Here is a 24,772-nt window from a genome sequence, read left to right as displayed (position 1 = left end):
CGTCGATCCCGCGCGGGGGCGCGTACCTCCCCCTGAGGTGCCTGCTTTCGTGCGACCGCAGTCGCATCATCGCGCCGGCGGTGATCCCGGAGTCTGATCACGTCACGGACACGTCTCAACCCGCCGACCTGCAGAAGACCTTCACGGCGATTCCCATGACCTCCGCGGTGGACGGGTTGCGGGTCGAGGGGTTGATCGACAGGGTCAACGATCTGCCCGAGTCCGAGCGGAACGCGAACGTCATGTATCCGATCAGCTCACCGCTGTGCCCCCACACCGTGCCGCACGGCAACGCGTAGGCCTGCAGCCCGAGCCCGTAGCCGAACCCGGCTCCCGTCTCCACCGTCGTGCGCATGGCCTTCAAGGACGCCCCGCTGATCAGCTTGCCGCCGAGCAGCGCCGACATGAACCGCTCCAGGTCGGCCGCGGTCGAGATCATCTCCCCGGCGGCCCAGTCCAGCGAGGGGTTCATCCGCGTCGCGTCCACCAGGCCGGGCAGCGGCTCGTACCCCTTGGCGTGCGGTGACGGCAGTCCTGCCCGGTCGCCCGGCACCACCGTGTGGCGCAGCCGCAGCGGGCGCAGGATACGGCGCCCGACCTCCTCGCCGTACGGGCGGCCGGTCAGCTTCTCCACCAGCAGCCCGAGGACCACGTAGTCGGTGTTGGAGTAGTGCCACTTCCCGTCGTCAGGGAGCTTCTTGGCGAAGGCCACCTTGAGCAGCTCGCGCGGCTGGTAGGAGCGGAACCTGGCGTCGCCGCGCCAGCGGTTGGTCGAGTATCCCGGCTCGCTCATGTAGTCGTACAGGTGGCTGGTGTGGTTGAGAAGCTGCCGGACGGTGATCCGGTCGCCGCCCGGCACCAGGCCGGGCAGGTACTCGTCGACGGGGTCGTCGAGCCGCACCTTGCCCTCGTCCACGAGCTGGAGCACCACGGTCGCGACGAAGGTCTTGGTGACGCTGCCGATCCGGAAGTATCCGTTCGGCGACGGCCGTCCCCCGCGCTCGACGTCGCGCACACCGACGGCGCCCGACCAGGTGCGGCCGCCGCCGGAGATCCGCGCCAGGGCGGCCGTCGCCCCGCCGCCGGCCACGATCTTCTCCATGTCGGGGCGTACGTCGACGGTCTGGCCGCCCGCCGCCACGACCGCCGCCACCAGCACGTTCATCATCGTCTGCATCATGTGATCGACGCTATGGAGATCGGTTTCACGGCGGAATGCGGTGCTCCGCCCGCTTCACCTGCGGAAAACCACAGCGGCTCAGGAGCCGGGGTGACGCAGCACGGCCAGGACCCGGCGGCTGTAGCCGGTGGTGTGCGACAGCGCGAGCTTGTCGAACAGCGCGTTGACGTGCTTTTCCACGGCGCTCCGCGACACGTGCGGGGATTGGGCGATCGAGGCGCTGGTCGGGCCCAAGGCCGCGAGCTCCAGCACCTCGCGCTCGCGGGCGGCGCCGCCACCGCGGAGGTCTCACGCGATGAAGCAAACGCCGAAAAGTTTCGGAAGAGCTGTCGCTTGCGTCACAGCAGTACAGGAGCTGACTCTCGCGTTCTCTGCCCCGAAAGCCGTTGTTCCTACGAACTGACTGGTGATCGGGACCCTTGACGTACAACAACCGGGTTTCTATGGTCGGCATTACTTTCGTAATGCCACCGAAACTTTCGGACATCCTCACGGCCGAAGAGGAGCCATCGTGGTCAACCGAAGCGGCCCGGGTGAGGCTGACCTGACCGCAGCACCCGTCAACCCCCCACTTTCCCCCCGAGGAGTTAGTGTGCTTCGTTCCGCACTGTCCATCGGCCTCGTGAGCGCCACGGTCCTGTTGGGCGGGGTTGCTCTCACCGGCTCGGCCTCGGCCGAACCCGGTGCCGGCCCCGCACAGTCCCAGCCCGGCCGCTACCCCGCGGACTCGCTGCGCGCGCTCGGCGACCGGATCGGCCTGCGTATCGGCACCGCCGTGAACACGGACGAACTCGGCAGCAACGCCGACTACACCCGGATCACGGCCGAGCAGTTCTCCAGCGTCACCCCCGAGAACGTGATGAAGTGGCAGCTCGTCGAGCCCACCCGAGGCACGTACGACTGGGCCGCGGCCGACCGGCTGGTCGCCTTCGCGAAGAAGAACAAGCAGCTGGTGCGCGGTCACACGCTGGTGTGGCACAGCCAGCTGCCCGAGTGGCTCTCCTCCGACGGCTCCACCACCACCCTGTCCGACAACGAGCTGAAGGCCCTGCTGAAGAAGCACGTCCAGGACCAGGCGAGGCACTTCAAGGGCGACATCTGGCAGTGGGACGTGGTCAACGAGGCGTTCGATGACGACGGGAAGCCCCGCCAGACCATCTGGTACAAGGCGTGGGGCGGACTCGGCTACATCGCCGACGCCTTCCGGTGGGCGCACGAGGCCGACCCCAAGGCCCTGCTGTTCTACAACGACTACAACCTCGAGTTCACCGGGCCGAAGAGCAACGCCGTCTACGACTTCGTCAAGACCCTGAAGGCCCAGCGCGTGCCCATCGACGGCGTCGGCTTCCAGGGCCACCTCGACACCCAGTACGACTTCCCCGACCTGCAGAACAACCTGCAGCGCTTCGCGGATCTCGGCCTGAAGGTGGCCGAGACCGAGGTGGACGTCCGCACGTTCACGGAGGCGTCGCCGAACGTGAACACCCCGACCAGCCCGCTGGCCAAGTACGCCCAGGAGAGCTACTGGTCCCGCGCCCTGAAGGCCTGCCTCGCGGTGCGCGAGTGCATCTCGTTCACCCCGTGGGGCTTCGGCGACACGTATTCCTGGATCCCCGGCTGGTTCGACGACCCGCAGGAGGGTGCCGCCCTGTTCTACGACGCGGACCTGAAGCCCAAGTCGCAGTACTACGTGCTCCAGCAGGACCTGGCACTCGCCGCCGGTGCGCCGCGTCGTGCCGACGGGGGCCCGGGCCGCCACTGACCCATCGCGCCTGACACAACGCCACTGGCCGTACCACCACTGGCCGTACCGCCGGGCACGGGGCCGCACTCCACCGCGCGGCCCCGTGCGCCGTATCGCGCCGTACTGTGCCACTTGCGCCGTACTGTGCCACCCTTACGCCGTACTGTGCCGCCCTTACGCCGCCCTTGCGCCGCGATCCGCGGTACGGCCCGGGGCGGCGTGGTCGGCGGCAGGACGGCTCCGTTATCGCGCGTCGCCGCGGAGCCCGAGAATGTACGTCGCCGTGAGCGCGACGGCACGGTCGTCGTCATGGGACAGATCCGCGAGGGCCCGTGACGTGGTGGGCCCGGGGATGTCCGCGAGCGCCTGTGTCAGCCGTCGGCGCGCGGACGGCTCAACGGCGCTCTGGGCGAGACGGTCGACGAGCCCGGCGGCGATCCGATCCGCCAGCACGGGATCACTCGCCAGCGCGCTCAGCGCGTCGGCCGCATCGGTGTCGTTCACCCCCTCGACGATCATGTCGACGAGCGTCGGGACGGCGTCGGCTCCGCCACGTGTACCGAGCGCCAGAGCGGCACACCTGCGGACCACGATGTCGGGGTTCGTGAGGGCGTCCCGCAGCAGTGCGGTGGCCGCAGCGTGCGGAATCTCGGCGATGGACTGTACGGCACGTTCGCGCACCTCGGCCACCGGTGAGCCGAGGCCCTCCGCCAGCAGTGCCAGTCCGTCGTCTCCCGATCGCGCCAGAGCCCACCGAAGGGCTCCGGCGACGTTCGTGTCCGTCTCGCTCAGCGCCGCCTCGACCAGGGCTTCCACCGGCAGCGGCGCCTCCGTGACCGACGACAGGGCCGCACGCTGGCGCTTTCCGGCGCTCTCCGACCCCAAGGCCTGGAGGAGTTCGACGATCCGCAGGACGTCCTCCCAGTCGGCGGGTTCCGCGGCGTCGATCCGGACAAGCCGCGTGAGCAGCTCCGTCTCACGCGCGATGCGTTCGCGCGTCTGGCGGATGAGGTCGTCGACGAGCTCCGAGGGCGTGAAGCCGGGATCGTCCAGCGCGCGCCCGACTTCACGAAGCGACAGCCCCAACGACCGCAGGCTCTCGATGTGGAAGATCCGCCGGATGTCCTCGCTGGAATACTCCCGATAGCCGGCCTCGCTACGACCCGTCGGCCGCACCAGGCCGAGCGACTCGTAGTGCCTGAGCATGCGGGCGCTTACCCCGGACCGCCGTGCCACATCACCGATCAACACCGCCTGTCACGCCTCCTGGCCGGTCGTGCCGAGAGCGACGATGCGCTTCGCCTCCTCGACCGCGAACTCGAATCCCGCATCCGGATCGCGCGCCAGACGGTCCGTGGCGATCGCGTGCTGACGCACGCGAGGGTCGCGATCGGCCGTCGCGGCGCGCAGGATCGGCGTGATCGCCTCACCGAGCGCGATCAGCGCCCGGCTGAGGCTCAGCTGCGTCTCACGCTCCCCGCGCCCGAACTGTGTCGCCAGCACCGCGGCCAGCTCGCCTTCCTCGCCTTCGGGCACGAGTACGACCGCCGCTCGCCAGGCGGTCCGCGCCACCTCGTCGTCGGCGTCGGTCAGCAGCGCCCGGGTGATCGCCGGCCACGCCCGCCGATCCCCGATCTTGGACAGCGTGTGCAACGCCTGGCTGCGCGCCTGCGTGCGCTTCGAACGCAGTTCGGCGATGAGCGTGGGGACCGTCAGCGACGACGGGTGGCGGGTGAGCGCCCACGTGAGCATGTCGCGCACGAAGAAATCGGGCTCGATCGCGCATCGTTCGACGAGCTTGCCGACGAACAGCGGGTTCGGGCTCGTGCCGGCCGCCAGCGCCGCCCGCAGCCGCACCGACGAGCTGCCGTTCTCCAGCTCCTGAAGAGCCCGCATCGTGTTCGTGTCCTCTTTCGGTACGGCCATCGGGACCACCTCCGTGGCCACAGTGAAGACCTTGTCACCGTGTCAAGGTCAAGCGGAGCAACACCGTGAGGCGGCGCTCATTCCCCGGCCTGCTGCTTGTCGGGTGGGCACAACCCGCCGGACAGGAGAAATCAGAGCGTGCCGCTCCATCGACATCACGCCCGTTTCACAGGCCGGACTCCTCGGGCTCGGCGACGCCGTTCGCCCGGGCCGGCAGGAGCACGGCGCTGACGACCACAGCCAAGGACAGCACCGCGCCGATGATGAAGGCCAGCCGCATGCCGCCGAGATCGGCCAGTACCTCCGAGACTCCCGCGGATCTCAGGGCGTCGGCTCGCGCGCTCATCACGGTGATCACAAGCGCGGTGCCGAAGGCCGCGGCGACCTGCTGCAGGGTGCTGAGGATCGAGCTGCCATGCGAGTAGAGCTTCGGGGGAACCGCTCCGAGCCCGAGGGTGAACACCGGGGTGAAGGTCGCGGCCAGACTTACCATCAACAGCGCGTGCAGCCCCAGGAGCTGCCAGAACGGCATGGTCATGGTGACCTGTGTGAAGCCGGCGAGCGCGAGGGCGATTCCGATCGCGCCGGGGACAACCAGCACCCGGCCACCGAACCGGTCGAACAGGCGGCCGACGGCCGGCCCGAGCAGCCCCATCGCGAGGCCGCCCGGCATCACGAGGAGTCCGGTCTCCAGAGGGCTGAGCTCGCGGACGTTCTGCAGATACAGCGGCAGCAGGATCATCGCACCGAGCATCGCCATGAAGGAGACCGCCATCAGGATCAGCGCGATCGTGTAGGTGCGGTGGCGAAGAGTGCGCAGGTCCATCAGGGGGACACCGCGCTTCTGCAGCGCCAGCTGGCGGACGACGAAGACCGCGATGGCGACCAGGCCCGCCGCCACGATCGAAGCGGCCACGCGGACGTCGCCGCCCTCGAACCGGCTGAGCCCGTAGACCAGGCCGCCGAAGCCGGCGGCGGCGGTCACCACGCTCAGCCAGTCGATGGCGCTGGCCTGGGGCTCCCCGACGTTCTTGAGCTGCCGCAGACCGCTCCATGTGATCACCGCGGCGATGGGGATCACCACGGCGAACAGCAGCCGCCAGGATCCGAGCTGGAGGATCACCCCCGAGACCGCCGGGCCCATCGCGGGCGCGACCGAGATGGCCAGGGAGACGTTGCCCATCACACGGCCGCGATCCGCCTCCGGCACGACCTGCATCAACGTCGTCATCAGCAACGGCATCATCACGGCCGTCCCGGACGCCTGGATGATGCGGGCGCCCAGCAGCACCTCGAACGACGGCGCGACGGTGGCCAGCGCCGTACCGAACAGGAACAGTCCCATCGCGGTGGCGTACGCACGACGGGTGGTGACCCGTTGCAGGAACCATCCGGTGGTCGGGATGACAGCAGCCATGGTCAGCATGAAGGCGGTCGAGAGCCACTGCGCGGTCTGCTCCGAGATGTGCAGCGCGCCCATCAACCGCGGAATAGCGTTGATCAGGAGCGTCTCATTGAGAATGACCACGAACGTGGCGAGCACCAGCAACCGGATCACGGGCGGAGTGCGGCCCGAAACCTTGGTCACGGGTGTGGTAGGCGGATCAAGCTGTGCGACGGACACGGCGCCTCAATCAGGTTTGTCGGTGAATGACGTGGTCATGGCTGGCGCCCCGGCCCGGGGACCCAGTCCCACAAGAGTTCGTGGTTATGGCAAGCCTGGCAGCCACCACCGACAAAACTCATCGCCGTGCCCAGGGTCCCGGCGAGTGACGCGAATGTCATCCGGTTTTCCACCGGCGGACAGCGGACTCCGGTCGCGTCCACGGAGGCGCCGGACGTGTGAGCTTCCGCCCGAGCTGAGACCGCCCGCCGCACCGGCTGCTTCTCCCTCGAGCAGGAGATGCCGTGGACGGGGTGAGACCGGCGGAGGATGCCCAGCCCCGGCAACGGAGTGGGACGCGTATGGCTAACCGCCCGGACACTCGTTGCCGCCCCCGCTGTGCTCGATGCAGTGGTGGGCGGGCGACCATTCGGGTGCGGGCTCCCCGTGATGCCTGTAGCCTCACCCCCGGCTCGAACCTCAGTCGAGAAAAGCATCAAATCCTGGTCGAAGACATCGTAGATTTTCAGACACCTGCTGCGATCCGTCGATCGTCTGCGATGCATCGCGTTCGTGTGCCCACCCGACCGCTCCCGGGCGAGGAGCGGCCCCTGCCGGGGGACGGGCACGGAGCCTGTGGAGGCGCCGTACGGGGTTTTGCGTGAGAGTGGCGCGGGGACGGCCTCGTGGCGTGTAGTGTCGCAAGCAGAGGTTGTGTCGAAGTACCAGTATGCGTTGAAGCGCCTGCTGAGTTATGACAGCGGGCGTTACCGTATGGAGCCGAGGCTTTCCCAAGGCGGTCGGTCGCAGCAGCCCGAGGATCACGTCCGTGGCTCTCGAGATCGTTTCATCAGAGGAGAAAGCATCATGGCTCAGGGAACCGTCAAGTGGTTCAACGCCGAGAAGGGCTTCGGCTTCATCGCCCCCGACGACGGCACTCCGGACGTCTTCGTCCACTACTCGGCCATCGACGCCGGCGGCTACCGCTCGCTGGAGGAGAACCAGCGAGTCGAGTACACCGCGGGCCAGGGCGCCAAGGGCCCCCAGGCCGAGCAGGTTCGGCCGCTCTAAGCAGCCACGGTCGCTGCCGGGCCCACTGAGATGTGGCCCGTCACCGACGGCACCCGGGCCCCGGGGCTTCTCACGAGGCTCCCGGGGCTTCGTCGTACGGACGCACAATCGTCAGCGGCGGAGGCCACGCTTCTCCCAGCGTTGGCCGCACGACGCCTCCAGACCGCCCGGCCGCGTCAGCGACGTACCCTGAACTTCAGGTGCAGCACTCCGTCGCCCTGGATGACCACGTGGGGATCCTCCAGCAGGTGCTGCCCATCGATGCCGCCGAAGTAGCGTTTGCCCGACCCGAACACCACCGGCACCACGTCCATCGCCACCTCGTCCACGAGACCGGCCGCGAGGATCTGGCTGCCCACGTCGCCGGCGTTCACAGCGACGGTTCGCTCCCCGGCGAGCTTCTGCGCCTTGTCGATCGCTGCCGTCACGCCGTCGACGAAGTGGTACGACGCCTCGGGGTGCCAGCCCTCGGGCTTGGGCCGGTGGGACACCACGACCACGTGGTCACCCGCGGGCGGTCGACCCTCCCAGCCGTTCACCAGGTCGAACAGATGGCGGCCCATCACGATCGTGCCGATCGACTCCCACATCGTCCGGACATACTCCGCCGACGTACTTGAGACCCTGAAGTCACTGCCCGAACCGGAATGGTCGTACTGCTGGTCGCCGCCTTGGACGATCGGGGTGTCCCCGTTGAAGTACCAATCGTGGAGTGGCCCGACGTCGTCGTTCTCGTCGGCGATGAAACCGTCCACCGACACCACGTTGTGCATGATCACTGTGCCCACGGGTTCTCCTCGATCCTCTTCGCGCGTTCGCCCACGATCCTGTCGGTCCCGGAGGCGACCGGGCTTGTAGAAAATCAATCAGCAGGCATCGGACCGTGGTCCGGTGGGAACCCCTGCTCGACGGGGAATCGGCGCCGCAGGGCCAGGTATTCCGTCGGGGTGTGACCGGTGAAGTCCTTGAACTCCCTGCTGAAGTGGGCCTGGTCGAAGTAGCCCGCCGTATGGGCGAGTTCCGGCCAGTCGACCGGACGGAGAGCGTCGACGGCCAGGATCAGCCGCGCGAAGCGGTAGATTCGCGCCACCCGCTTCGGAGTGATCCCGACATGAGACTTGAACTGCGTGGCCAGGTGATTGCCGCTCACCCCGGCGGCATCGGCCAGCGCGCCGACCGGGATCGCGCCGTGAAAAGTCTCCAGACGCCCGCCTGTGTGCCGGACCAGGTCGAGACCGCGCGACGCCTCCGCGAACCGCGACCGTAGCTCCTCCTCCAGCACCCGCAGTGTCTCGGTGGCCGATGCGCTGTCGCCGACCCGGTTGCGAATCCGGTCCACCGATCGTCGCCAGACGGCGTCGACCGGCACCCATCGGTCCCGCAGCTCGATCGCGGGCATCTCGACGAACGGCGACATCCCCCAAGGTTTGAAGTGCACCCCGACGAGCCGCACCTTTGCGGGGTACTCGAAGAGGAAACGCCTGGTCCACACACCCATGAACCACCCGTCGGTGAACACCACAGGCGGCACCGCAGGGTCGGAATCCCACAGGCGAACCGGTCCGTCCAGGTTCACGAACAGGTGTGCCGACGGCATCGGCGGGACGTTCATCCGGCGGTGTCGCGGCACCCCGGTCAGGCAGTAGATGTCGTCGATGAACTGGTCAAGCGGCGGCGCGGGCACCCGGCCGACGTATTCCATGAAGTCAGTGTGGCCGACGCGAGCTCGATTCGCGAAGGGAGGTCGGCGGCCCTCAACTCTGCGGCCTGCCGAGGTGTCGATTTCGGCGCCACGACAAACCCGCCGTTTACCACGACCACCGAGCCGGGATCCGCGTCGCCGGGCCGCGAAAACTCCGGTCCACTTCGGCCACGTTCGAGGGTGGCGACGGCAATCGCCGTAGGGGACAGTCATCCCACCAGGTCTGAGGTATCGAAAAGAGCGCCGTATTAATAGCATTGATCGTTGGTCACTCCCTCTCTGCGGCTCCGCGTAGGCCCGTCCGCCCTGGCGAAGACCGCAATTCCGGCGACCACGCTTCTCATCCTCCTCTACCTGGCCATATCCGCGCTCACGCTCATGCGGTCATCCACATCTCAGGAAGCCGCACATGGCCCGGCCCTCTGCGCGTACATCCCGGATGCTCCGCCAAGCCGGCAGGAGGAAATAAGGGACCAGCTGGGCTGCGGGCCTTCGTCCGCGCCGGTCCTGTTCGCGGGTGTCGCGTTGATCGGCCTCGTTCCCGCGATCGCGATGACCTATCTGAGCGTCCGGGTATTGCGCTTTCGCGCCGACCTCTTCGGCACGGTGCTGGTCATTCAAGGCGCCGTGAAGGCCAAGCGCTTCGACCTGTCCACGGCGCACGTTCGCCTGGATGCCACAAGCGGCAGGCGCATCCCCTATCTGCAGATAGTGGAGTCCGCCTCTGCCGGCGGGCGGCTGTACCTTCGCGATGCACGTACCCCGCTGATGCCCCCCGATGATCTTCTCGCCGTCGCCGAAGCGATCGAGTCCGGTAGACGGCCCGAGCCGTTCGCCGGCCAGGCGACCGAGACGGCCACGGCCCTCCGTCGCCTCGCCTCTGATCCAGTCATCCGCTCAGTCGTCTGAGACCGGCGGAACGACGGGAAGCCCCACCCGCGACTACCGGCCCCGGTGCACAGGAAACCCCCGAACCCGTAGGTTCGGGGCAGGCAGGGCGGTGACCCGAGGTCGAAGCACCCCTTGAGAACGACCCCAAGAGGTGCTTCGCGGGGTCATTCCGAAAGACCGATCATCATCGGCACTTCCAGCCGAATGCGTTCCAGGTCACGATCACCGCCTTGGTGCCACGGTGCGCGACATTGCAGTACTTCTGCATGTCAACGCCCCCGAGCGTGGTGACCGTCACCCCCACTCCCGCAGGGACCGACGCGGAATACGAGTTGACCCGGCAGACCCACGAGAAGGGGTTGCCGTAATTGACGTAGTCCGCCCATGCCGAGTAGTTGTTGTACGTGTAGCGGCAGGCCTGGGTGACGTTGATCTTGTAGTCGGTCGCCGCCGAAGCAGAGCCGGCAGCAGCGAAAACGGTGACGAGCGAGCTCACAGACGCAAGGACCGAGAGTCCAATGCGCTTACGCCATTTGACGGCGGCGTTCATGGTCACTCCCTTTTCGTACGCGGATTTCATGATCGTCCTCATCTGAAGGCGTTGGACGGCAGGACGCCGTTCGCGTGACGGCAACGGGCAGGGCGAACCAGGTCAGCCGGCAGTCGCAGCCATTCGGCCATGTGGTTCCGGCCCAATTCCTCCCTCCGATCCCGCGCGCTTCGTCCGAGGACACCACGGTCTCCCGTGCGAACGTCCGTGTCAGCCGGGAAAACCCGGTACTTGAGCCACGCGCCTCCCGATCGTCGCCCAATGCCGCGGACCCAGCGTGTTCCAGCCCCTTGAGCGGCCTCGCCCCTTCCGGGGCCACGGCTTCGCTCGAGCTCGCGAAGAAGGGATCACCCCGCTCATTGGGAACCCCCGTGCTTCAGCGCCGGCTGCGGCCGCGACTCCAGGGCATGCGTCTCGCGATGCGACCGAATACGGGACGTTGACCGGCCTCATCGTTCACCAGATCGCCGGGGCCGATCCCGAGATCGTGCACCAGGTCGGCGTATCCCTTCTCCCGGCTCACGAGTTCGGCCGCGAAAATCTGCTTGATCTTTTCCTTGTGGTCTTCAATGGTGCGGACGGATCGCTGACGCCGTTCGGCGATTTCCGCATTGCTCAGGTTGCTTCGGAGCAGGATGAGGGTCTCTTCGAGAGTCCCGGACAGTCGTATGTCGGGGCAACTGCGAATCAGGCACCTGAGTTCGTCGTGAAGTGATTGCGTGACGATCCGGCCGTTCCTGCCGATCTCCTCGATGGCCTGGACGACTTTGGAGGTGTCTGGGCCGTACTTGCTCACGTAACCGGCCGCCCCCGCGGCGACGCATCGGCCCACAGGTTCGGGTCGCTCCTCGGCGGAGTACACCAGAACCCGCTGATTGAACTCTTCGACGAGTTGCCGGATCGCTCTGACGCCCTGCAGCACGGCCTTGTCTCCGGTCTGCCTGTTCAGGCAGAGATCGAGCACCACGACATGGCATGGTTCGCGCTGCAGGGCAAGAAAGTCCTCGACTGATCGATATCCGCCCACCTGACGAATTTCGCCGGCGGTGCCGACATCGAATCCCTGGCGGTATAGGGGTTCGTCGTCGATGACGACATAGCGGACCGGCTCGTGTGCCGTTGCCAGCGTATTCATCCCGTCCTACCTTGGTACGACGATTTCGACTGCCGTTCCTCGTCCCGGAATCGAGTGGACGGAGGCTCTGCCACCAACAGCAGCTAAATGCCTACCGAGAATCTCAGTCATGCCGAACCCGGGTCGGTGCAGCGGGGCGCTGAAGCCTGGACCGTCGTCCAAAACCCTGACGGTCAACCTGTGCGGATCGGTTGCGGCCGACACGACGACGTGCGCGCCCATCGCATGCTGCTCGACGTTCGCAAGAGCCGTGTCCAATGCCCTCTCGAGCCGCTCGGCCACGTCCTCCGGCAGCTCGACCGGCTCGCCGATGTCCATCGCGATCCGTGCCGAGAGCACCTGATGAATCCCGACCACCCGTCGGACCAGCGCCTCGATGTTCGTAGGACCAAGGTTGCCGTCCACATACGAGCGCATCTGTTCGTACTTCGCCCGCCGCTGGCCGGCGATGTCGGGACGCGCCCTCTCGTCCGCAGTGGCGGGGTCGTCCAGCTTCAGATATGGCAGCAGGTCGTGCACGATCGCCCTGCTGCGCTCACTCTCCAGTTCGGCGATGCGCAGCCGAGCGTCGTCCGCGCTTTTGGCGAGCCTCCTGACGAACCGGGTGAAAAAGAAGGCGACCGTCGCAAATCCCGGATACGCGACCGAGTTCGCCAGTGCGGTCGCGAGATCGGAGCGATTTCCCGTCAGGGGAAGCGCCGTCACGGCCAGGTAAGTGGCCGCGAGGGCTCCCGAAGAGATCAATACGCTCCTCCACCGGCGACAGACGCCTCCCACAATCACCGCCGTCGAGAGAGTCACGGGAAAGGCCCACATGGTCCAGACCATGAGGCGCTGTTGAGGTGCTATATAGAGGGCAGCCGAAGCGAGCGCGGCAAGAGAGAGCAGAAAGTCGACGACATAGGGCCAGGCGAAGGGCAGAACGGACCGCCGCTTGATCAGCCAGAGCCCCAGCCCCAGTGACTCGAGTGAGACGAGAGTCAGCAGCCCACCATCGAGTAGGGGGCTCGTAGACTCGCCGATACTCCCGGTAAGAACGGAGATTAGGGACTGAATTAGGTCAAATGCCCTAATTCCGACACCTATCGTTACCAGACTGAACTCCACGCCTTCTGCTGTAGCTGGGGCATGGCGTTCTGAGCGCATTCAGCCTCCCATATAGGCAGAGCGCTCAAGATACTACGATGTGAACCACCATGGCGAGATTCGCGGCATGTGCGATCCACCATCGAGACAGCGATGACGTTGGCGAGAGATAAGAGCAGGATGCCCGCAGTGTAACTGATGCACTATTCAGCATCGATACAACCATTGTATGGCTTCAAGAGTCCAAGCCGGCAAGCCGCTGTCTAAGACGTTCGGGTTATAGGGCCTGACCTTCGGCGTGAGCCGGCAGACGGCCAGTGCGGTGCTATTGATCTTTGACGCCACCACCAGCGGCGGCATATCGTGACGGATCGCCAGGAGGTGCTGGAGGGCGTTCGGTCAGCGATGGAAGCGCGTTGTCTCCTCCAGAGGCTCGCGGCCGACGGTGACCGCGTTGATCGCAGCCGCGGGGTCCGCGTAGCCGAACGAGATACCGAACAACAGCCTTCCGCCCGTGATGCCGAGCGTCTCGCGCACGGTTTCGGCGTAGAAGCTCAGCAGCGCTTGAGGGCAACTGGACACCCCATAAGCGGCCATGGCAAGCAGCAGGGTCTGCGCGTACATGCCGACATCGGCGGTCAGTCGCGGGTCGCCCGATTCTGAGCCGGAACTGCTCGCCGAGCAGTTGGTCATCCTCGCCGACGGCGCCGTGAGCCGCGCCATGGTGCTCAACGACCCCGACTACGGCCGCCATGCCCGTGCGGCCGCGGAGACCCTCCTCGATCACGCGGCACGCCGTCCCCGCCGGTGAAGGCCGCACACCTGACCGTTGCACGGCAACCTGCCACGACGGCCGGCTCGAGCCTCGGCTCGCAACGATCGTGCCGAGTTCCTTTTCATGAGCGGCCGCGCCTCCTCCCGCCGCCGGGGTAACCCGCGGTTGCCGGGCCCGCGTCCAGCTCCGCGGCGCGCCGCTCCTGCTCGACCCGGGGTGTGCCCGCCGGCTGCCGGGTACCACATGACCCAGAGATAGCGCGCCCGCAGCGATCCGTCACCCACCACGAGAACGCCACGCGTTCATCCTGAGTGCGGGCTCTGCGGCGGTCGCATTTTCGTGAGCAGCGCGAGCAAGGTGCCCTGTTCCTCCGCATCGAGGCCGGCGAAGAGGCCGGAGGCGTGCAGCCGGGTTCTGAGTGCATCCCAGAGTTCGTGGCCGCGTTCGGTCAGGGCCAGGGTGCGCTTGCGGCCGTCGGCGGGGTGGGGCTGGCGGGCGACGAGCCCGGTGGCTTGGAGTTTGTCGGCGACGAGGCTGACCGTGGAGGGGTCGCAGCGCAGCCGGGCCGCCACCTCCCTCATCGTCGGCGGCTCGGTTCCCGGAGCGAGTGCCCACAGCGCACCGGCCACGGAGGTCGGCACCCCGAACTCGCCGAGGACTTGGGCCACGACCGCGTCCGCCGCGTTTCCCACCTCCACGAGAACACGGACGATCTCGGCCTTCCGCTCGACGTCCGAGCAGTGGGCCGCCAGTGCGTCCACGTCACGGTCAACGGTCATGGGCCCATGATACGCTCCTCACATCAATGAGAAACTCAATGATTACAGAGGACTAAATGAGCGGAGGCCACGCCGGCGAGACGGTGCTTGTCACGGGCGGGACGGGTTACCTGGCCGGTTGGGTGATCTCGGGCCTGCTCCAGCGCGGCTATCGGGTGCGCACCACCGTGCGCGGCCTCGACAGGGCGGAGCAGGTGCGCGCTGCCGTCGGCGAGCAGGCGGGCGGACGGGCAGCCGGGGCCGTCGAGTTCGCGGCCGTTGATCTTCTTCACGACGACGGGTGGGACGAGGCGGTCGCGGGTGCCGATTACGTGCTGCACACCGCCTCACCGATGCCCCTCGGTTCCGGCGTGGACCTCATCACCACCGCCCGCGAGGGCACCCGTCGCGTCCTGGGCGCCGCCGCCCGCGCCGGGGTGAAACGCGCCGTGCTCACCTCCTCCGGCGTCACGGCCGACACCGGCGACCCTGACACGGCCGCGACTGAATCGGTGTGGACCGCCCCGTCCGGCACCCCGCTTCGCGCGTACCCCGACTCGAAGATCCTCGCCGAGCGCGACGCATGGGATCTCGCCGCCGCCACCGGGCTCGAACTGACCGCCGTCCTTCCGACGTTCATGCTGGGCCCCACGCTGGGCGCGTCGAACAGACCGGGAACGGTCGAGATCATCCGCCGCCTGCTCACCCGTGAGATCCCCGCCGTGCCGAACATCGGATGGAACATCGTCGACGTCCGTGACATCGCCGAACTGCACATAATCGCCATGACCAGCCCAACCGCCGCAGGCCAGCGCTTCCTCGGGTCGGGCAGCTTCTGGTGGTATCAGGACATCGCCCGGATCCTGCGCGAAAAGCTCCCGGACGAAGCCGCCAAGGTGCCCACGCGCACCATGCCCGACATCGTCGTCAAGCTCCTCGCCCGCCTGAACCCGCAGATGGCGATGCTGCGCCCCGAGCTGGGCCGCACAAGGCTCGTCGACAGCAGCAAGGCCCGCACCCAGCTCGGCTGGCATCTCCGCCCCGCTGAGGAGACCATCATCGACACCGCCACCGCGCTCATCGCCAACAACGCACTCGGCAGGTAGCCGCCGCCATCGCGATCCGGAAGCCGGCCCGCAACGCCGCCTCGATCCGGGCTCAGGCCGGCCGGGCGGCGGGCCGGAGGCCGTCCATCAGGAGGTCCAGCAGGCGACCGGCCTTGGCTTCATGCTCGCGCCGGGGGGCCACGGTGAAGATGCCGATGAGGGAGGCGGCGATGTCTTCGGCGCTGACGTCGGAGCGGAGGTCGCCCGCCGCGCGACCGGCGTCGAGAATCGTGGTGATGGCCGCCAGTAGCTCGCTCCGGGTCTGCGCATGGGCGATCTCGCCCGACTCGATCATCACAAGCAGCGTGTCGAGCATGCCGTTCTTGGTCGCGATCCAGTCCCCGAACAAGTCCATCCAGCGCCGCATCGCCGCGGCCGGGGGCAGCCGGCCGAGCAGCTCGCGGGCGCCGGTCGTCAGCCGTACGACCTGGTCCCGGTAGACCGCGTCGACCAGCGATTCGCGGGTCGGGAAGTGCCGGTAGAGCGTGGCGATGCCGACTCCGGCCTCGCGGGCGATCGCACGCATCGACGGCTCGGCATCAGCCGACGCGAACACGCGGGTCGCCACCGCGAGCAACTGGTCGCGGTTACGGGTCGCGTCCGCCCGTGGCGCGCGCATCTCCGCCTCAGTGAAAACGGATCGCGCTCCGGTTGTGTTAGGGTCATCCACGGAAACGGAGCATAGTCCGTTTCAACACGTTCCCTCGGTCCCCAAGGAGACAGGCGTACATGCAGGAACAGAGCGATCACCCGGCGACGAGCAGGAGCAGGGCGGTCAGGCTCGATTCATTCGGCGGCCCCGAAGTCCTGGACATCCGTGAGGTTCCCGCTCCGCACGCCGGCCCGGGACAGATCCGCGTGCGGGTCACCGCGGCCGGTCTGAACCCGATGGACTGGATCATGACCGCAGACGCGGACACCGCCGCCCGGTTCGGCTTGAGCCTCCCGGCCGGGTTCGGGACCGACTACGCGGGGCTGGTCGACCAGGTCGGCGAAGGGGTGACCGGCTTCGCGCCCGGCGACCGGGTGTTCGGGGGCGCCCTGTCCCGCGCGGTCGCCGACTTCGTGGTGATCGACCCGGCCGGGGGGATCGCGGCGAACGAGGCCCATCACACTCCCGACGGCGTCGACGACCGCACCGCCGCCACCCTCACGATCGCCGGCCGTACGGCATCCGCCGCCCTCGCCGTGGTCGACCCCGGCCCGGACGACACAGTGCTGATCGGCGGCGCGGCGGGCGGGGTCGGGGTGTTCGCCGTCCAGCTGGCCCGGATCGCAGGAGCGCGCGTGATCGGGACGGGATCGGCGACATCATCCGATTTCCTGCGCGATCTCGGAGCCGAGCCGGTCGCCTACGGCGACGGCCTGGCCGACCGGGTCCGAGCCCTCGCTCCCGGCGGTGTCACCGCCGCCATCGACCTGCACGGGACGGAGACAGTGCACGCCGCGAGGGAACTCGGCGTCCCGGACGGCCGCATCTGCACCATCGCCGCGCAAGTCGACGGCGTGCCGGCGGCCAACGGCGCGAACGCCGCCCCCGGCGCCCTGGAAGAGGTCGCCCGCCTGGTCGCGGCGGGCCGACTTCGAGTGCCTATCGCAGCGACCTTCCCGGTCGAGCAGATCCGCCGCGCGGCCGAGCTCCAGGCCGGCCGGCACGTGCACGGCAAGGTCGTCATCGACCTTTAGATCACCGGGCCGAGCGACGCTACCCTCGGCGAGGTGGTGGAGAGAGAGCTCACGATCAGTTTGACGCAGGATCAGGCTCTGGTGCTCTCTGACTGGCTCGACCGAGTGATCGGCACCGCGGAGTTCGACGACTTGGTCGGCGAGGACCGCGCGGTCTGGTCACCGCTACACCTGATCGCCGGGACATTGGAGACCGCGCTGGTTGAGGTCTTCATGCCGGACTACAGCGGACACCTGGATGCTGCCCGGAAGCGGCTCTTGTTCATCGCGGCGTAGCAGCCGCCGCACAGGCTCGACAGGTCATCCGGCACGATCACGGACCGGCGGACGTACCTGCCGTCGGCGGGCGGGTCCTCACCCACGGGCCTGCTCCTCGTCGCCGATCATGCGGTGTTGATCCTCCCCGTTCGGGACCGGGCTGCCAGTTGGGGGTCAGCGAGCGATTGACTGCTGGCCCGTATCCGGGCCGGGCCGGCTCGCCTCAACCTGCCGAGGTTCGAGGCGGGACAGCGCGAGCCGGGGGTCGGTAAACAGCGACGGGTTCTCCTGTAGGACCTGCACCTGCTCGGGTGTGAGTTCCCGCACCACCGGCACCCCGTCGACCTTCACGATCAGGATGTTGCTGATCATAATGAGTGCGTCCGGGGTGGTCTGCAGCTTGTCCAGCAGGTTGGCGACGGCCTCGCCCTGTGCCTTGGTGATCTGGGACTGCGGCTCGCCGTACCAACGCGCCTTTGCTCCGGCCGTGAACGCGTCGCCGGCCTGGTCGATGCGGTCCGGCTCCACCTGCCGTTTGAACGCAGCGGTCAGCACCTGCCACACCGACCCTTCGATGCGGGGGCTGACCGTGACAGGGGCTAGGCCGAACGCCTCCAGTGCATCGTCGAGTGCCTGACGCACGGGGCCGTACGCGTCATCGTTAGAGACGAACAGCACGACCGGGGACAGCGGCTGCGCGTCGTCCAGATCTGCAGCTGCGTCCAACAACGCAATATTGATCCAGCCCTGCACTGCGAGCTGTGGATTCTCCGATTGGATGAGGGGCAGCGCGTCGATCAGGGCATGGCGGTAGGCCATGACATTCCGTATCAACACCTTCCACCGCTCCAAGAGGTCATCCTGCAAGCTGCGATGGGCTGCCCGAAGGGCTGTCTTCATGCGGGACATCAGGAGGTGGAGTTCCCCGGCGTGCGCGACCAGATCGGACCGCGGAACAGAGCCATGACCGAAGCTTTCCAGGTGGGCTGTCAGATCGGCGTTCGCATGGTCCCAGTCCTGCAGTGCCTTAGTCCGCCTCTGATGCTGACGCATCACCTCTCCAAGGGCCTGCTTATATTCCTTCGTATCCGGCTTGAGCTCCCGCCGCAGCGCCTGCATGCTGTCGCGGAGCTCGTGGGCGATAAGTTCCTGCCTTCGGTCCAGCCGGACCCGCTGCTCAGTGGGCGGCGCATCGTCCGGACGATCACGTTCTTCGCTCAAGTTCTCTCCTTCTCTGGAGTCGCGCGGCTAAAGGTCAGCGCCGCGCATCACGTTGTAGCGCCGCCCTTCGGCGTTGTAGACCCGTTGGGGCGACGGCTGGAGTTCGGCGTTCTTTCCGGTCATGGGGTCGATGTGCGGCAGGCGGGCGATGCCGAGGATCGCGGCGGAGTGTCGGGCGCGGTAGCGGTCGAAACACTACGGCAGTTTCCGGGCCGAGCTCGATAAGGCTGGTCGACGGAGGATGCTGCCGCTCGGCAGAACCAGGATCTACCTGGCTGACGCTGCTTCGAGGGCACGTTAAAGTGACGGTTGCTACATCCTCGCAGCAGCCCACGCTGCTGAGTCTCCGTTATCCGGGCCACCTAGTCGGAGAAGATGAGGCGCTTCAACGAAGCGGAACGGCCATACGAAAAATGACCGCCGAGCCACTGATAATGGCGGAGGGACTGGTAATCGAGGCGAGGGCATTTCAAGAGTTCCTCGATCAGCATCCACGGCGTGGGCTGCTTTGGCGACGGAGGTGCGCACTCGGCTGGCCGCGCTGGAGATGCGGATAGGGTCTGCCTCCGAAGCTGCCAACCGTCGGTCTGGCCAAAGCATTGGAGTCGTTGATCGACCACGACAGGGCCATGCGAGAGAGGGCTAGCTCGATAACACTGCCGCTTACACAGGCGGAGTTGGCCTCCCTTATCGGAAGTTCGCGAGAGACAGTAGAGAGGATCCTCCGCGGTTGGCGGCAGCGAGGGATCGTGCGAACCGCCTACCGCCCGTCAGTGATCGGCACAGCCGCATCCTGATCGACACACCGGCGTCGTCACCCTGCGCATCGGCGGCCGGCTCCACCACATCGGCATCGGACGAACCCACGCCCGAACCCACGTCATCCTGCTCGTCGACGATCTCCACGTCCGCGTGGTCAACGCCACCACCGGAGAGCTCCTCCGCGAGCTGATCATCGACCCCACTCGCGACTACCAACCCCAGTACACGAAGAAACCCCCGAACCCGTAGGTTCGAGGGTTTCCGATGTCTTGCGACATCACAGAGCGGAGAGCGTGGGATTCGAACCCACGAGACCGGTCACCCGGCCTAGCGGTTTTCAAGAGCGCTACGATTCGTGCGGCTGCACCGCCTTTGACCTGCTGTTGATCCTCGGAGTCGACTACAATCAGTGAAGATCATCTCGCGCATATCCCGCGCCTCAGACGTCAGGGTCGGGTGCCTGTTTCACCCCTCTGTGATGGTGCCCTCTTGGCTGTGCGGGACTTGTTCTGGTAGATCGCGCCGCCTCTGGAGCATGATGACGGTCATGGATGGCAATCCCCTGAAAGCGTGGGGACGTTTCTATGCGGCGATGGCCTCGTGAGCCCTCGTTTTGGCAGCCGCTCGAGCGGCCATGATCCGTTGCTCGTAGGCGGCTGGTGGTAGTCCGTCGGCGGCGCTGTGTCGACGGCGGGTGTCGTAGAAGTCGGCGATCCAGGTGGCGATTTTCACGCGAGCCTGGTCGCGGGTTGCGAACTGATGCCGGTGCACGAGCTCTACTTTGAGGGTGGAGTTGAACGACTCGGCCGCGGCGTTGTCCAGGGCGCAGCCGACCCGGCCCATGGATTGCACCACGCCCCAGTGCCGGCAGGCGGCCTGGAAGCGGGCGGCGGTGTATTCACTGCCGCGATCCGAGTGGAAGATCACCCCGTTGCCGGTCCCGCCCCTGGTCGCGGCGGCCATCTGCAACGCGGCGACCGTGAGGGCGGCATCGTGGTGGGCGGAGGTGGCGTAGCCGAGCATCCGGCGGGAGAACAGGTCCTCCACCGTCGCCAGATACAGCTTTCCTTCGCCGGTGGGGATTTCGGTGACGTCGCCGCACCACAGCACGTCCGGCGCGACCGCGGTGAACTGGCGTCGCACCAGATCGGGTGCGGCCGGCCGCTTCCCGGGCCTGGTCAGCCCTCGAGGTTTGCGGCGCTCGCGGGCGACCAGGCCGAGTTCGGCCATCCGCGCGGCCACGGTGTTGACCGAGACCCGCCACCCGTCCTGGTGCAGGTCCCGGGTGATCCGCGGGGAGCCGTAGGTGCCGGCGGAGTGACCGGTATCACCTGCCTATCATCAGGTCATACATGCCCGAAAGGGCCTTCAATGTGAACATGGGGTGATCGACGAGCCCTATGAGGGTCCAGGCCGGGGCGATGACAAGTGATGAACGCGCTCACATCCCGCATCCAGGGGGATAATGTGTGTATGTCTCGACGACTACTTGCGGGGATGTTTGCGGCCCTGGCAATACTGATCACAGCCGGGCTTGTGATCTACTTTCTAAAAGCCGGGCTAGACAAAGCGGACAAGTTGGCGAGCGTGGTTAGCGCCTCTATCGGCATTGCAGCCCTGACGTCGTCTCTGTATTTCGGTATGAGCGATCGTCAGCCAAACAGCCCGTCGTCGTCGCAGGACGAAAGGCAAGCATCCCTACAGAACCGCATCGACGGCGGGACTTTTCATGGCCCGGTCATTCAGGGTCGCGACATCAGCGACGTCACCTTCAACTCAAGCGAGCCGCCACCGTCAGACGAGTCAACACATGATTAGACGACGAGCAAGATGACGCACAACAAGATCACCGGCGGGATCTTCTTCTCCTCCGTGATCCAGGGTCGCGATATCAAGGTGCAACTTCCACCGCAGGTGCAGACCGCACTACAGGGCCTCCCAACTCCGTCACCAACCTTTGTGAGCCGTGAGGACGACCTGGGCCTGCTCCTAAACCTTTTGAGGGGGGGCAGCACAACCCGCCGCTGCGTGGTGGCCGGCCTAGGCGGAGTGGGGAAGACTGAACTTGCATTGCAAGCCGCACATAGGGCTCTCGCGAAGGGTTGGTTCCCGGGAGGCGGCTTGTTCATCGATCTGTTCGGCTATGACCCGCAGCGTCGCGTCGAACCCTCCGCTGCACTAGACAGGCTTCTGCGTGCCCTCGGTCTTCCTAGCGAACACATTCCTGCCGAGATCCAAGACCTTTCCCGTCTTTTCTTCTCAGTCCTTAATGCATTCGCCCAGGAGGGCCGCGAGATCGTCGTCGTCCTCGACAATGTCTCGTCCGCAGCCCAAGCCCGACCGCTCCTGCCGCCCGACCGTGCCGTGATCGTCACCTCTCGTCATAGTCTGGGGGATTTGGATGCTCGGCTCCTGGAACTCGATGACCTCACGCCCGAAGCATCCGTGGAGCTGTTGACGCAGCGGCTTCATCTTGCGCGAGGAACTGATGACACAAGGATCGCCTCTGCTCCGGACGACGCCATTGAAATTGCTCGCCTATGCGGAGGGCTTCCGCTCGCCCTAGGAATTGTCGCGTCGCTCCTGTCCACCAACCCAAATCGCTCGATCGTGTCGATGGCCACGGATCTACAGAACGCCCGAACCCGGCTGGATGAGCTTCAATATGGTCGGGGCGAGGACGAACGAGCGGTGCGAGCAGCCTTTGACCTCTCGTATGCCCAGCTGAGCTCTACCGAGGCAAGCGCGCTGAACCTGTTGACTGTGAATCCCGGCCCTGACATATCCACCGAGGCGGCAGCAGTCCTCACCACGATGAGCCAGCGAAGATGCCGAAAGGTTCTAGAGGAGCTTGCACGCGCACATCTGATCGAGCATGGCACGGCCGAGGATCGCTGGCGTATGCACGACCTTCTCCGACTCTATGCCGCCGAAAAGAGGGACACGTCGACATCCCCTGACACCAGAGTTCGAGCCTTCGAAGCGCTTATGGAGCACTACGAACGTGTCGTTCATACGGCCGTTCGTCATCTAGACCCCACCGACAACCATCCATCCAGCAGACGATTTCCGGACCGAGAAGAGGCGTTGACCTGGCTGGACATGGAATATCCGAATTTGTTAGCCGCCGTCAGCGCCGCAACTGATACTCATCTGCGCACCGCTTGCGATCTCCCCCAGATGCTCTGGAGCTTCCTGAACTTCCGCCGACACTTCGCCGACTGGATCCTGCTCGGTGGCTACAGTTTGGGTGCCGCCCAGGCGCTAGGAGACCGAAGGTCCGAAGCGAAGGCGCTCAATCATCTCGGGATGGCACTTCTTGGGGAACGCAAGTTCAACGAGGCCGTCGACAGGTACGAGCAAGCCGCCGCCATCTTTCAAGAGATCGGCGATCTTGAAGGCGAGGGCATGGTCTTGAACAATCTCGGTGGAGTCCTGGACGCCATCAACCTGCTGGACGAAGCCGCCGCCGCCTGCCGGAAAGCCGCAAGTATCTACGGCGACCTCGGAGATCAGCACGGCAGAGCCCGCGCACTGACCAATCTAGCTGACATTCTCCGCCGCAGCGATGAGGACGAGCCTGCCATGCAAGCGCGCAGGGAAGCGCTCCGAATCTTCCGCGAGGCCGGCGACCAGCACGGTCAAGCGATCATCATGGACAACTCGGGGCTCCATCTCTTATGTATCGAGCAGTTTGACGATTCGCGCTCAGCCTGCGAGGAAGCCATCGCCCTCTACACCGAGTTGGGCGACGCTCACGGTTTGGCGACCTCCCTACGTACGCTTGGGCTAGCTCTGGCTGGGCTGAATCGTCATCAAGACGCCGTCGATGCCCTCCAGAAGGCCGCCGACCTCTTCCAGGACACAAACGACTCGCACGGCGCCGGCCTCGCCCTACGTGCTTCCGGGCTCGTTCTCAAAGAAGCTGGACGGCACAGGGAAGCCAAAGCGGCCTACGAGGAAGCCATTTCGATCTTTGAGGGCCATGATGAGCTTGATGAAGCGGAATCGATCCGTGTAGTTCTTGCGGATCTGGGTCGAGAACAGGGCTGGCTCCGCCGGTTGTTCCGACGGTGGATCCACTGAGCCGACGGAGTTGGACTACCCGCCTCAGCCAGCCTCGCGCCGCCCCTGATCAACTAGCGAGGCGCTGTTAAGCACGATCGTTAGCAAGATCGCACAAACGTCGTGACAACCGGAAGGCCCCTGACCGCGATGACGCTGATCAAGGGCCTGTCGTATGAGAGCCGCCTTGGGAATCGAACCCCAGACCTTCTGTTTACAAGGGAAGGGCAGATGCCTTGTCGGCGGCTCCTCGTCCTGCTCAACCGGTAGATACTGGCTGGTGAGGTGTGACGATGTGAGATGGGGTTGCTGTACATGCTGCTGTACAGCAACCCGCTCGGCGGACCGTCACTCCTTCTATTCGAAGCCACCTACCTATGATCTCTAGCATGGCCAGCCCGGGCCTGGCTCGGGGGAGAGATCTGCAAAAGTCCGCCAACGCCCGCGGAGGCGTACGCCTCGGTCGTCACTCGGTTAGTCACTCACTCTGAGGCATCCTGCACGACCGCCTTACGTTCGGCGGCAGAAGACAACGGGTGACCCAACTCAACCTCGCCAGGTCGCTTCGGGCCGCCGCCCACGACGTACAGGGCGACCATAGCTGTGACCTGGCTCATGATCTGTGAGATATCAGCGGAGGTGATGCCGATGAGCGCCAGCACAATCGCCAGACTTGCCAGGATTCCTGCGGTCCAGACAGAGTTACTGGCGGAGGGTAGTCTCTCCATACATGGTCTCCTTGAGAAGTAGGGGACATGGAGCCTCGCGCAGGCATGAAGATCGTTCGTAGCGGGATCGTCTTCATGCCTCGCGTGGCTCGCTACGGAGACCATACGCCGCCCCGGGGAGCGCCCCAGATCAAGCAAAAATCCCTAGGTTATGCGCGCGCTCATCCGTTCACAAGGATGCTCTAAGCGCGATTCAAGGCCCTGAGCTGGCCTTCAAACATTAAGTACCCGCACATTGCACCAGGTCAAAACGTGATTAGGGTGTACTGTTGGCGCTGTTGACACTCCGAACTCCACTGCTGAATCGTTATCAGCTTGATACCTTGCAATGTGCCGAATATCCGCTTTTTACATTGAAGAGAAACTGTTCTCATGGGGCACGTGCAAGCCGCCACCCTCACAAACGGCAAGGACTGCCGGCGCTCCTCCTTCCTGATCACCTCACACGCCGTCGACCCACTGCGGAGCGGCAGCAGGCCGGGGACGGAGGGGGCAAGGCCAGCCTGTTAGCAAGATCGAGAGTCC

24 protein-coding genes and 2 pseudogenes are annotated in these 24,772 nt (G+C 66.1%); 10 read left to right on the top strand and 16 right to left on the bottom strand.

Translation table 11 applies throughout. The features are described 5' to 3' along the window. Positions 1-115: 115 nt before the first annotated feature. Complete coding sequence (locus ACQPZZ_RS01615) at positions 116-1,180, bottom strand: serine hydrolase domain-containing protein (RefSeq protein ID WP_432928245.1); 1,065 nt, start codon at positions 1,178-1,180, stop codon at positions 116-118. Between the two features lie 78 nt (positions 1,181-1,258). Next, a pseudogene (locus ACQPZZ_RS01610) lies at positions 1,259-1,444 on the bottom strand (LuxR C-terminal-related transcriptional regulator); the annotation flags it as partial. A 328-nt stretch (positions 1,445-1,772) separates the two neighbouring features. Between ACQPZZ_RS01610 and ACQPZZ_RS01605 the strand changes: the two are divergent. Continuing rightward, entirely contained in the window at positions 1,773-2,942 is a 1,170-nt protein-coding gene (locus ACQPZZ_RS01605; RefSeq protein ID WP_363635418.1) for an endo-1,4-beta-xylanase, read from the top strand. Positions 2,943-3,167: 225 nt separating this feature from the next. Here ACQPZZ_RS01605 and ACQPZZ_RS01600 read toward each other — a convergent pair whose 3' ends face one another. From ACQPZZ_RS01600 to ACQPZZ_RS01590, 3 genes are all read right to left on the bottom strand, one after another. Beyond that, entirely contained in the window at positions 3,168-4,175 is a 1,008-nt protein-coding gene (locus ACQPZZ_RS01600) for a HEAT repeat domain-containing protein (protein ID WP_432928242.1), read from the bottom strand. Between the two features lie 6 nt (positions 4,176-4,181). Beyond that, entirely contained in the window at positions 4,182-4,850 is a 669-nt protein-coding gene (locus tag ACQPZZ_RS01595) for a HEAT repeat domain-containing protein (protein WP_432928241.1), read from the bottom strand. A gap of 166 nt (positions 4,851-5,016) precedes the next feature. After that, positions 5,017-6,438, bottom strand: a complete 1,422-nt coding sequence (locus ACQPZZ_RS01590; protein ID WP_432928239.1) for an MDR family MFS transporter — start codon at positions 6,436-6,438, stop codon at positions 5,017-5,019. 882 nt (positions 6,439-7,320) lie between these two features. Between ACQPZZ_RS01590 and ACQPZZ_RS01585 the strand changes: the two genes are divergently transcribed. Then, the gene (locus tag ACQPZZ_RS01585) at positions 7,321-7,524 is read left to right on the top strand and encodes a cold-shock protein (protein WP_139577431.1); all 204 of its coding nucleotides are present in this window, start codon (positions 7,321-7,323) and stop codon (positions 7,522-7,524) included. 176 nt (positions 7,525-7,700) lie between these two features. On the opposite strand, the gene ACQPZZ_RS01580 is transcribed toward ACQPZZ_RS01585, so the two are convergent. Together ACQPZZ_RS01580 and ACQPZZ_RS01575 are read right to left on the bottom strand one after the other, a co-directional pair. Then, a complete protein-coding gene (locus tag ACQPZZ_RS01580; protein ID WP_432928237.1) occupies positions 7,701-8,312 on the bottom strand; it encodes a dihydrofolate reductase family protein in 612 nt (203 codons plus the stop codon). A 74-nt stretch (positions 8,313-8,386) separates the two neighbouring features. Beyond that, a complete protein-coding gene (locus ACQPZZ_RS01575; RefSeq protein WP_432928235.1) occupies positions 8,387-9,226 on the bottom strand; it encodes a helix-turn-helix domain-containing protein in 840 nt (279 codons plus the stop codon). 264 nt (positions 9,227-9,490) lie between these two features. On the opposite strand from ACQPZZ_RS01575, the gene ACQPZZ_RS01570 reads away from it, so the two are divergent. After that, positions 9,491-10,135 (top strand): hypothetical protein, encoded by a 645-nt coding sequence (locus tag ACQPZZ_RS01570; protein ID WP_432928233.1) that lies wholly within the window; start codon positions 9,491-9,493, stop codon positions 10,133-10,135. A gap of 166 nt (positions 10,136-10,301) precedes the next feature. On the opposite strand, the gene ACQPZZ_RS01565 is transcribed toward ACQPZZ_RS01570, so the two are convergent. The 4 genes from ACQPZZ_RS01565 to ACQPZZ_RS01550 form a co-directional block, all read right to left on the bottom strand. After that, complete coding sequence (locus tag ACQPZZ_RS01565) at positions 10,302-10,667, bottom strand: hypothetical protein (RefSeq protein WP_432928232.1); 366 nt, start codon at positions 10,665-10,667, stop codon at positions 10,302-10,304. A 376-nt stretch (positions 10,668-11,043) separates the two neighbouring features. After that, positions 11,044-11,802, bottom strand: a complete 759-nt coding sequence (locus ACQPZZ_RS01560; protein WP_432928230.1) for a response regulator — start codon at positions 11,800-11,802, stop codon at positions 11,044-11,046. A 6-nt stretch (positions 11,803-11,808) separates the two neighbouring features. Then, positions 11,809-12,909, bottom strand: coding sequence for a sensor histidine kinase (locus tag ACQPZZ_RS01555; protein WP_432928228.1), 1,101 nt, complete (start codon positions 12,907-12,909; stop codon positions 11,809-11,811). A gap of 378 nt (positions 12,910-13,287) precedes the next feature. Continuing rightward, positions 13,288-13,512 (bottom strand): nitroreductase family protein, encoded by a 225-nt coding sequence (locus ACQPZZ_RS01550; RefSeq protein WP_432928226.1) that lies wholly within the window; start codon positions 13,510-13,512, stop codon positions 13,288-13,290. On the opposite strand from ACQPZZ_RS01550, the gene ACQPZZ_RS01545 reads away from it, so the two are divergent. Then, positions 13,511-13,699, top strand: a complete 189-nt coding sequence (locus ACQPZZ_RS01545; protein WP_432928224.1) for a hypothetical protein — start codon at positions 13,511-13,513, stop codon at positions 13,697-13,699. The two genes, ACQPZZ_RS01550 and ACQPZZ_RS01545, sit on opposite strands and share 2 nt — an antisense overlap. A 266-nt stretch (positions 13,700-13,965) precedes the next feature. On the opposite strand, the gene ACQPZZ_RS01540 is transcribed toward ACQPZZ_RS01545, so the two are convergent. After that, positions 13,966-14,442: a MarR family winged helix-turn-helix transcriptional regulator gene (locus ACQPZZ_RS01540; protein ID WP_432928222.1), complete on the bottom strand. Its 477-nt coding sequence runs from the start codon at positions 14,440-14,442 to the stop codon at positions 13,966-13,968. 56 nt (positions 14,443-14,498) lie between these two features. On the opposite strand from ACQPZZ_RS01540, the gene ACQPZZ_RS01535 reads away from it, so the two are divergent. Continuing rightward, positions 14,499-15,527: an NAD-dependent epimerase/dehydratase family protein gene (locus ACQPZZ_RS01535; RefSeq protein ID WP_432928220.1), complete on the top strand. Its 1,029-nt coding sequence runs from the start codon at positions 14,499-14,501 to the stop codon at positions 15,525-15,527. Between the two features lie 52 nt (positions 15,528-15,579). Here the strand turns inward: ACQPZZ_RS01535 and ACQPZZ_RS01530 are convergent, their stop codons facing one another. After that, a complete protein-coding gene (locus ACQPZZ_RS01530) occupies positions 15,580-16,146 on the bottom strand; it encodes a TetR/AcrR family transcriptional regulator (RefSeq protein ID WP_432928218.1) in 567 nt (188 codons plus the stop codon). A 110-nt stretch (positions 16,147-16,256) separates the two neighbouring features. On the opposite strand from ACQPZZ_RS01530, the gene ACQPZZ_RS01525 reads away from it, so the two are divergent. Together ACQPZZ_RS01525 and ACQPZZ_RS01520 are read left to right on the top strand one after the other, a co-directional pair. After that, positions 16,257-17,213: an NADP-dependent oxidoreductase gene (locus ACQPZZ_RS01525; protein WP_432928216.1), complete on the top strand. Its 957-nt coding sequence runs from the start codon at positions 16,257-16,259 to the stop codon at positions 17,211-17,213. A gap of 33 nt (positions 17,214-17,246) precedes the next feature. Continuing rightward, positions 17,247-17,489: a hypothetical protein gene (locus tag ACQPZZ_RS01520; RefSeq protein ID WP_432928214.1), complete on the top strand. Its 243-nt coding sequence runs from the start codon at positions 17,247-17,249 to the stop codon at positions 17,487-17,489. Between the two features lie 156 nt (positions 17,490-17,645). On the opposite strand, the gene ACQPZZ_RS01515 is transcribed toward ACQPZZ_RS01520, so the two are convergent. Continuing rightward, positions 17,646-18,692, bottom strand: coding sequence for a hypothetical protein (locus ACQPZZ_RS01515; RefSeq protein WP_432928212.1), 1,047 nt, complete (start codon positions 18,690-18,692; stop codon positions 17,646-17,648). 599 nt (positions 18,693-19,291) lie between these two features. Here ACQPZZ_RS01515 and ACQPZZ_RS01510 point away from each other — a divergent pair. Then, positions 19,292-19,489, top strand: coding sequence for a helix-turn-helix domain-containing protein (locus tag ACQPZZ_RS01510; protein WP_432928210.1), 198 nt, complete (start codon positions 19,292-19,294; stop codon positions 19,487-19,489). Positions 19,490-20,036: 547 nt separating this feature from the next. Here ACQPZZ_RS01510 and ACQPZZ_RS01505 read toward each other — a convergent pair. Beyond that, positions 20,037-20,759 (bottom strand): annotated as a pseudogene (locus tag ACQPZZ_RS01505) (IS3 family transposase); the annotation flags it as partial. A gap of 168 nt (positions 20,760-20,927) precedes the next feature. Between ACQPZZ_RS01505 and ACQPZZ_RS01500 the strand changes: the two are divergent. After that, positions 20,928-21,272 (top strand): hypothetical protein, encoded by a 345-nt coding sequence (locus tag ACQPZZ_RS01500; protein ID WP_432928208.1) that lies wholly within the window; start codon positions 20,928-20,930, stop codon positions 21,270-21,272. 12 nt (positions 21,273-21,284) lie between these two features. Further along, positions 21,285-23,540, top strand: coding sequence for an ATP-binding protein (locus ACQPZZ_RS01495; RefSeq protein ID WP_432928206.1), 2,256 nt, complete (start codon positions 21,285-21,287; stop codon positions 23,538-23,540). A gap of 461 nt (positions 23,541-24,001) precedes the next feature. On the opposite strand, the gene ACQPZZ_RS01490 is transcribed toward ACQPZZ_RS01495, so the two are convergent. Then, entirely contained in the window at positions 24,002-24,247 is a 246-nt protein-coding gene (locus ACQPZZ_RS01490; RefSeq protein WP_432928204.1) for a hypothetical protein, read from the bottom strand. Between the last annotated feature and the right edge of the window lie 525 nt (positions 24,248-24,772).

It is taken from the genome of Microbispora sp. CA-135349 (assembly GCF_050947365.1).
In the GTDB taxonomy this organism is placed as follows: Bacteria; Actinomycetota; Actinomycetes; order Streptosporangiales; family Streptosporangiaceae; genus Microbispora.
This window is presented reverse-complemented; position numbering and strand designations above follow the sequence as displayed.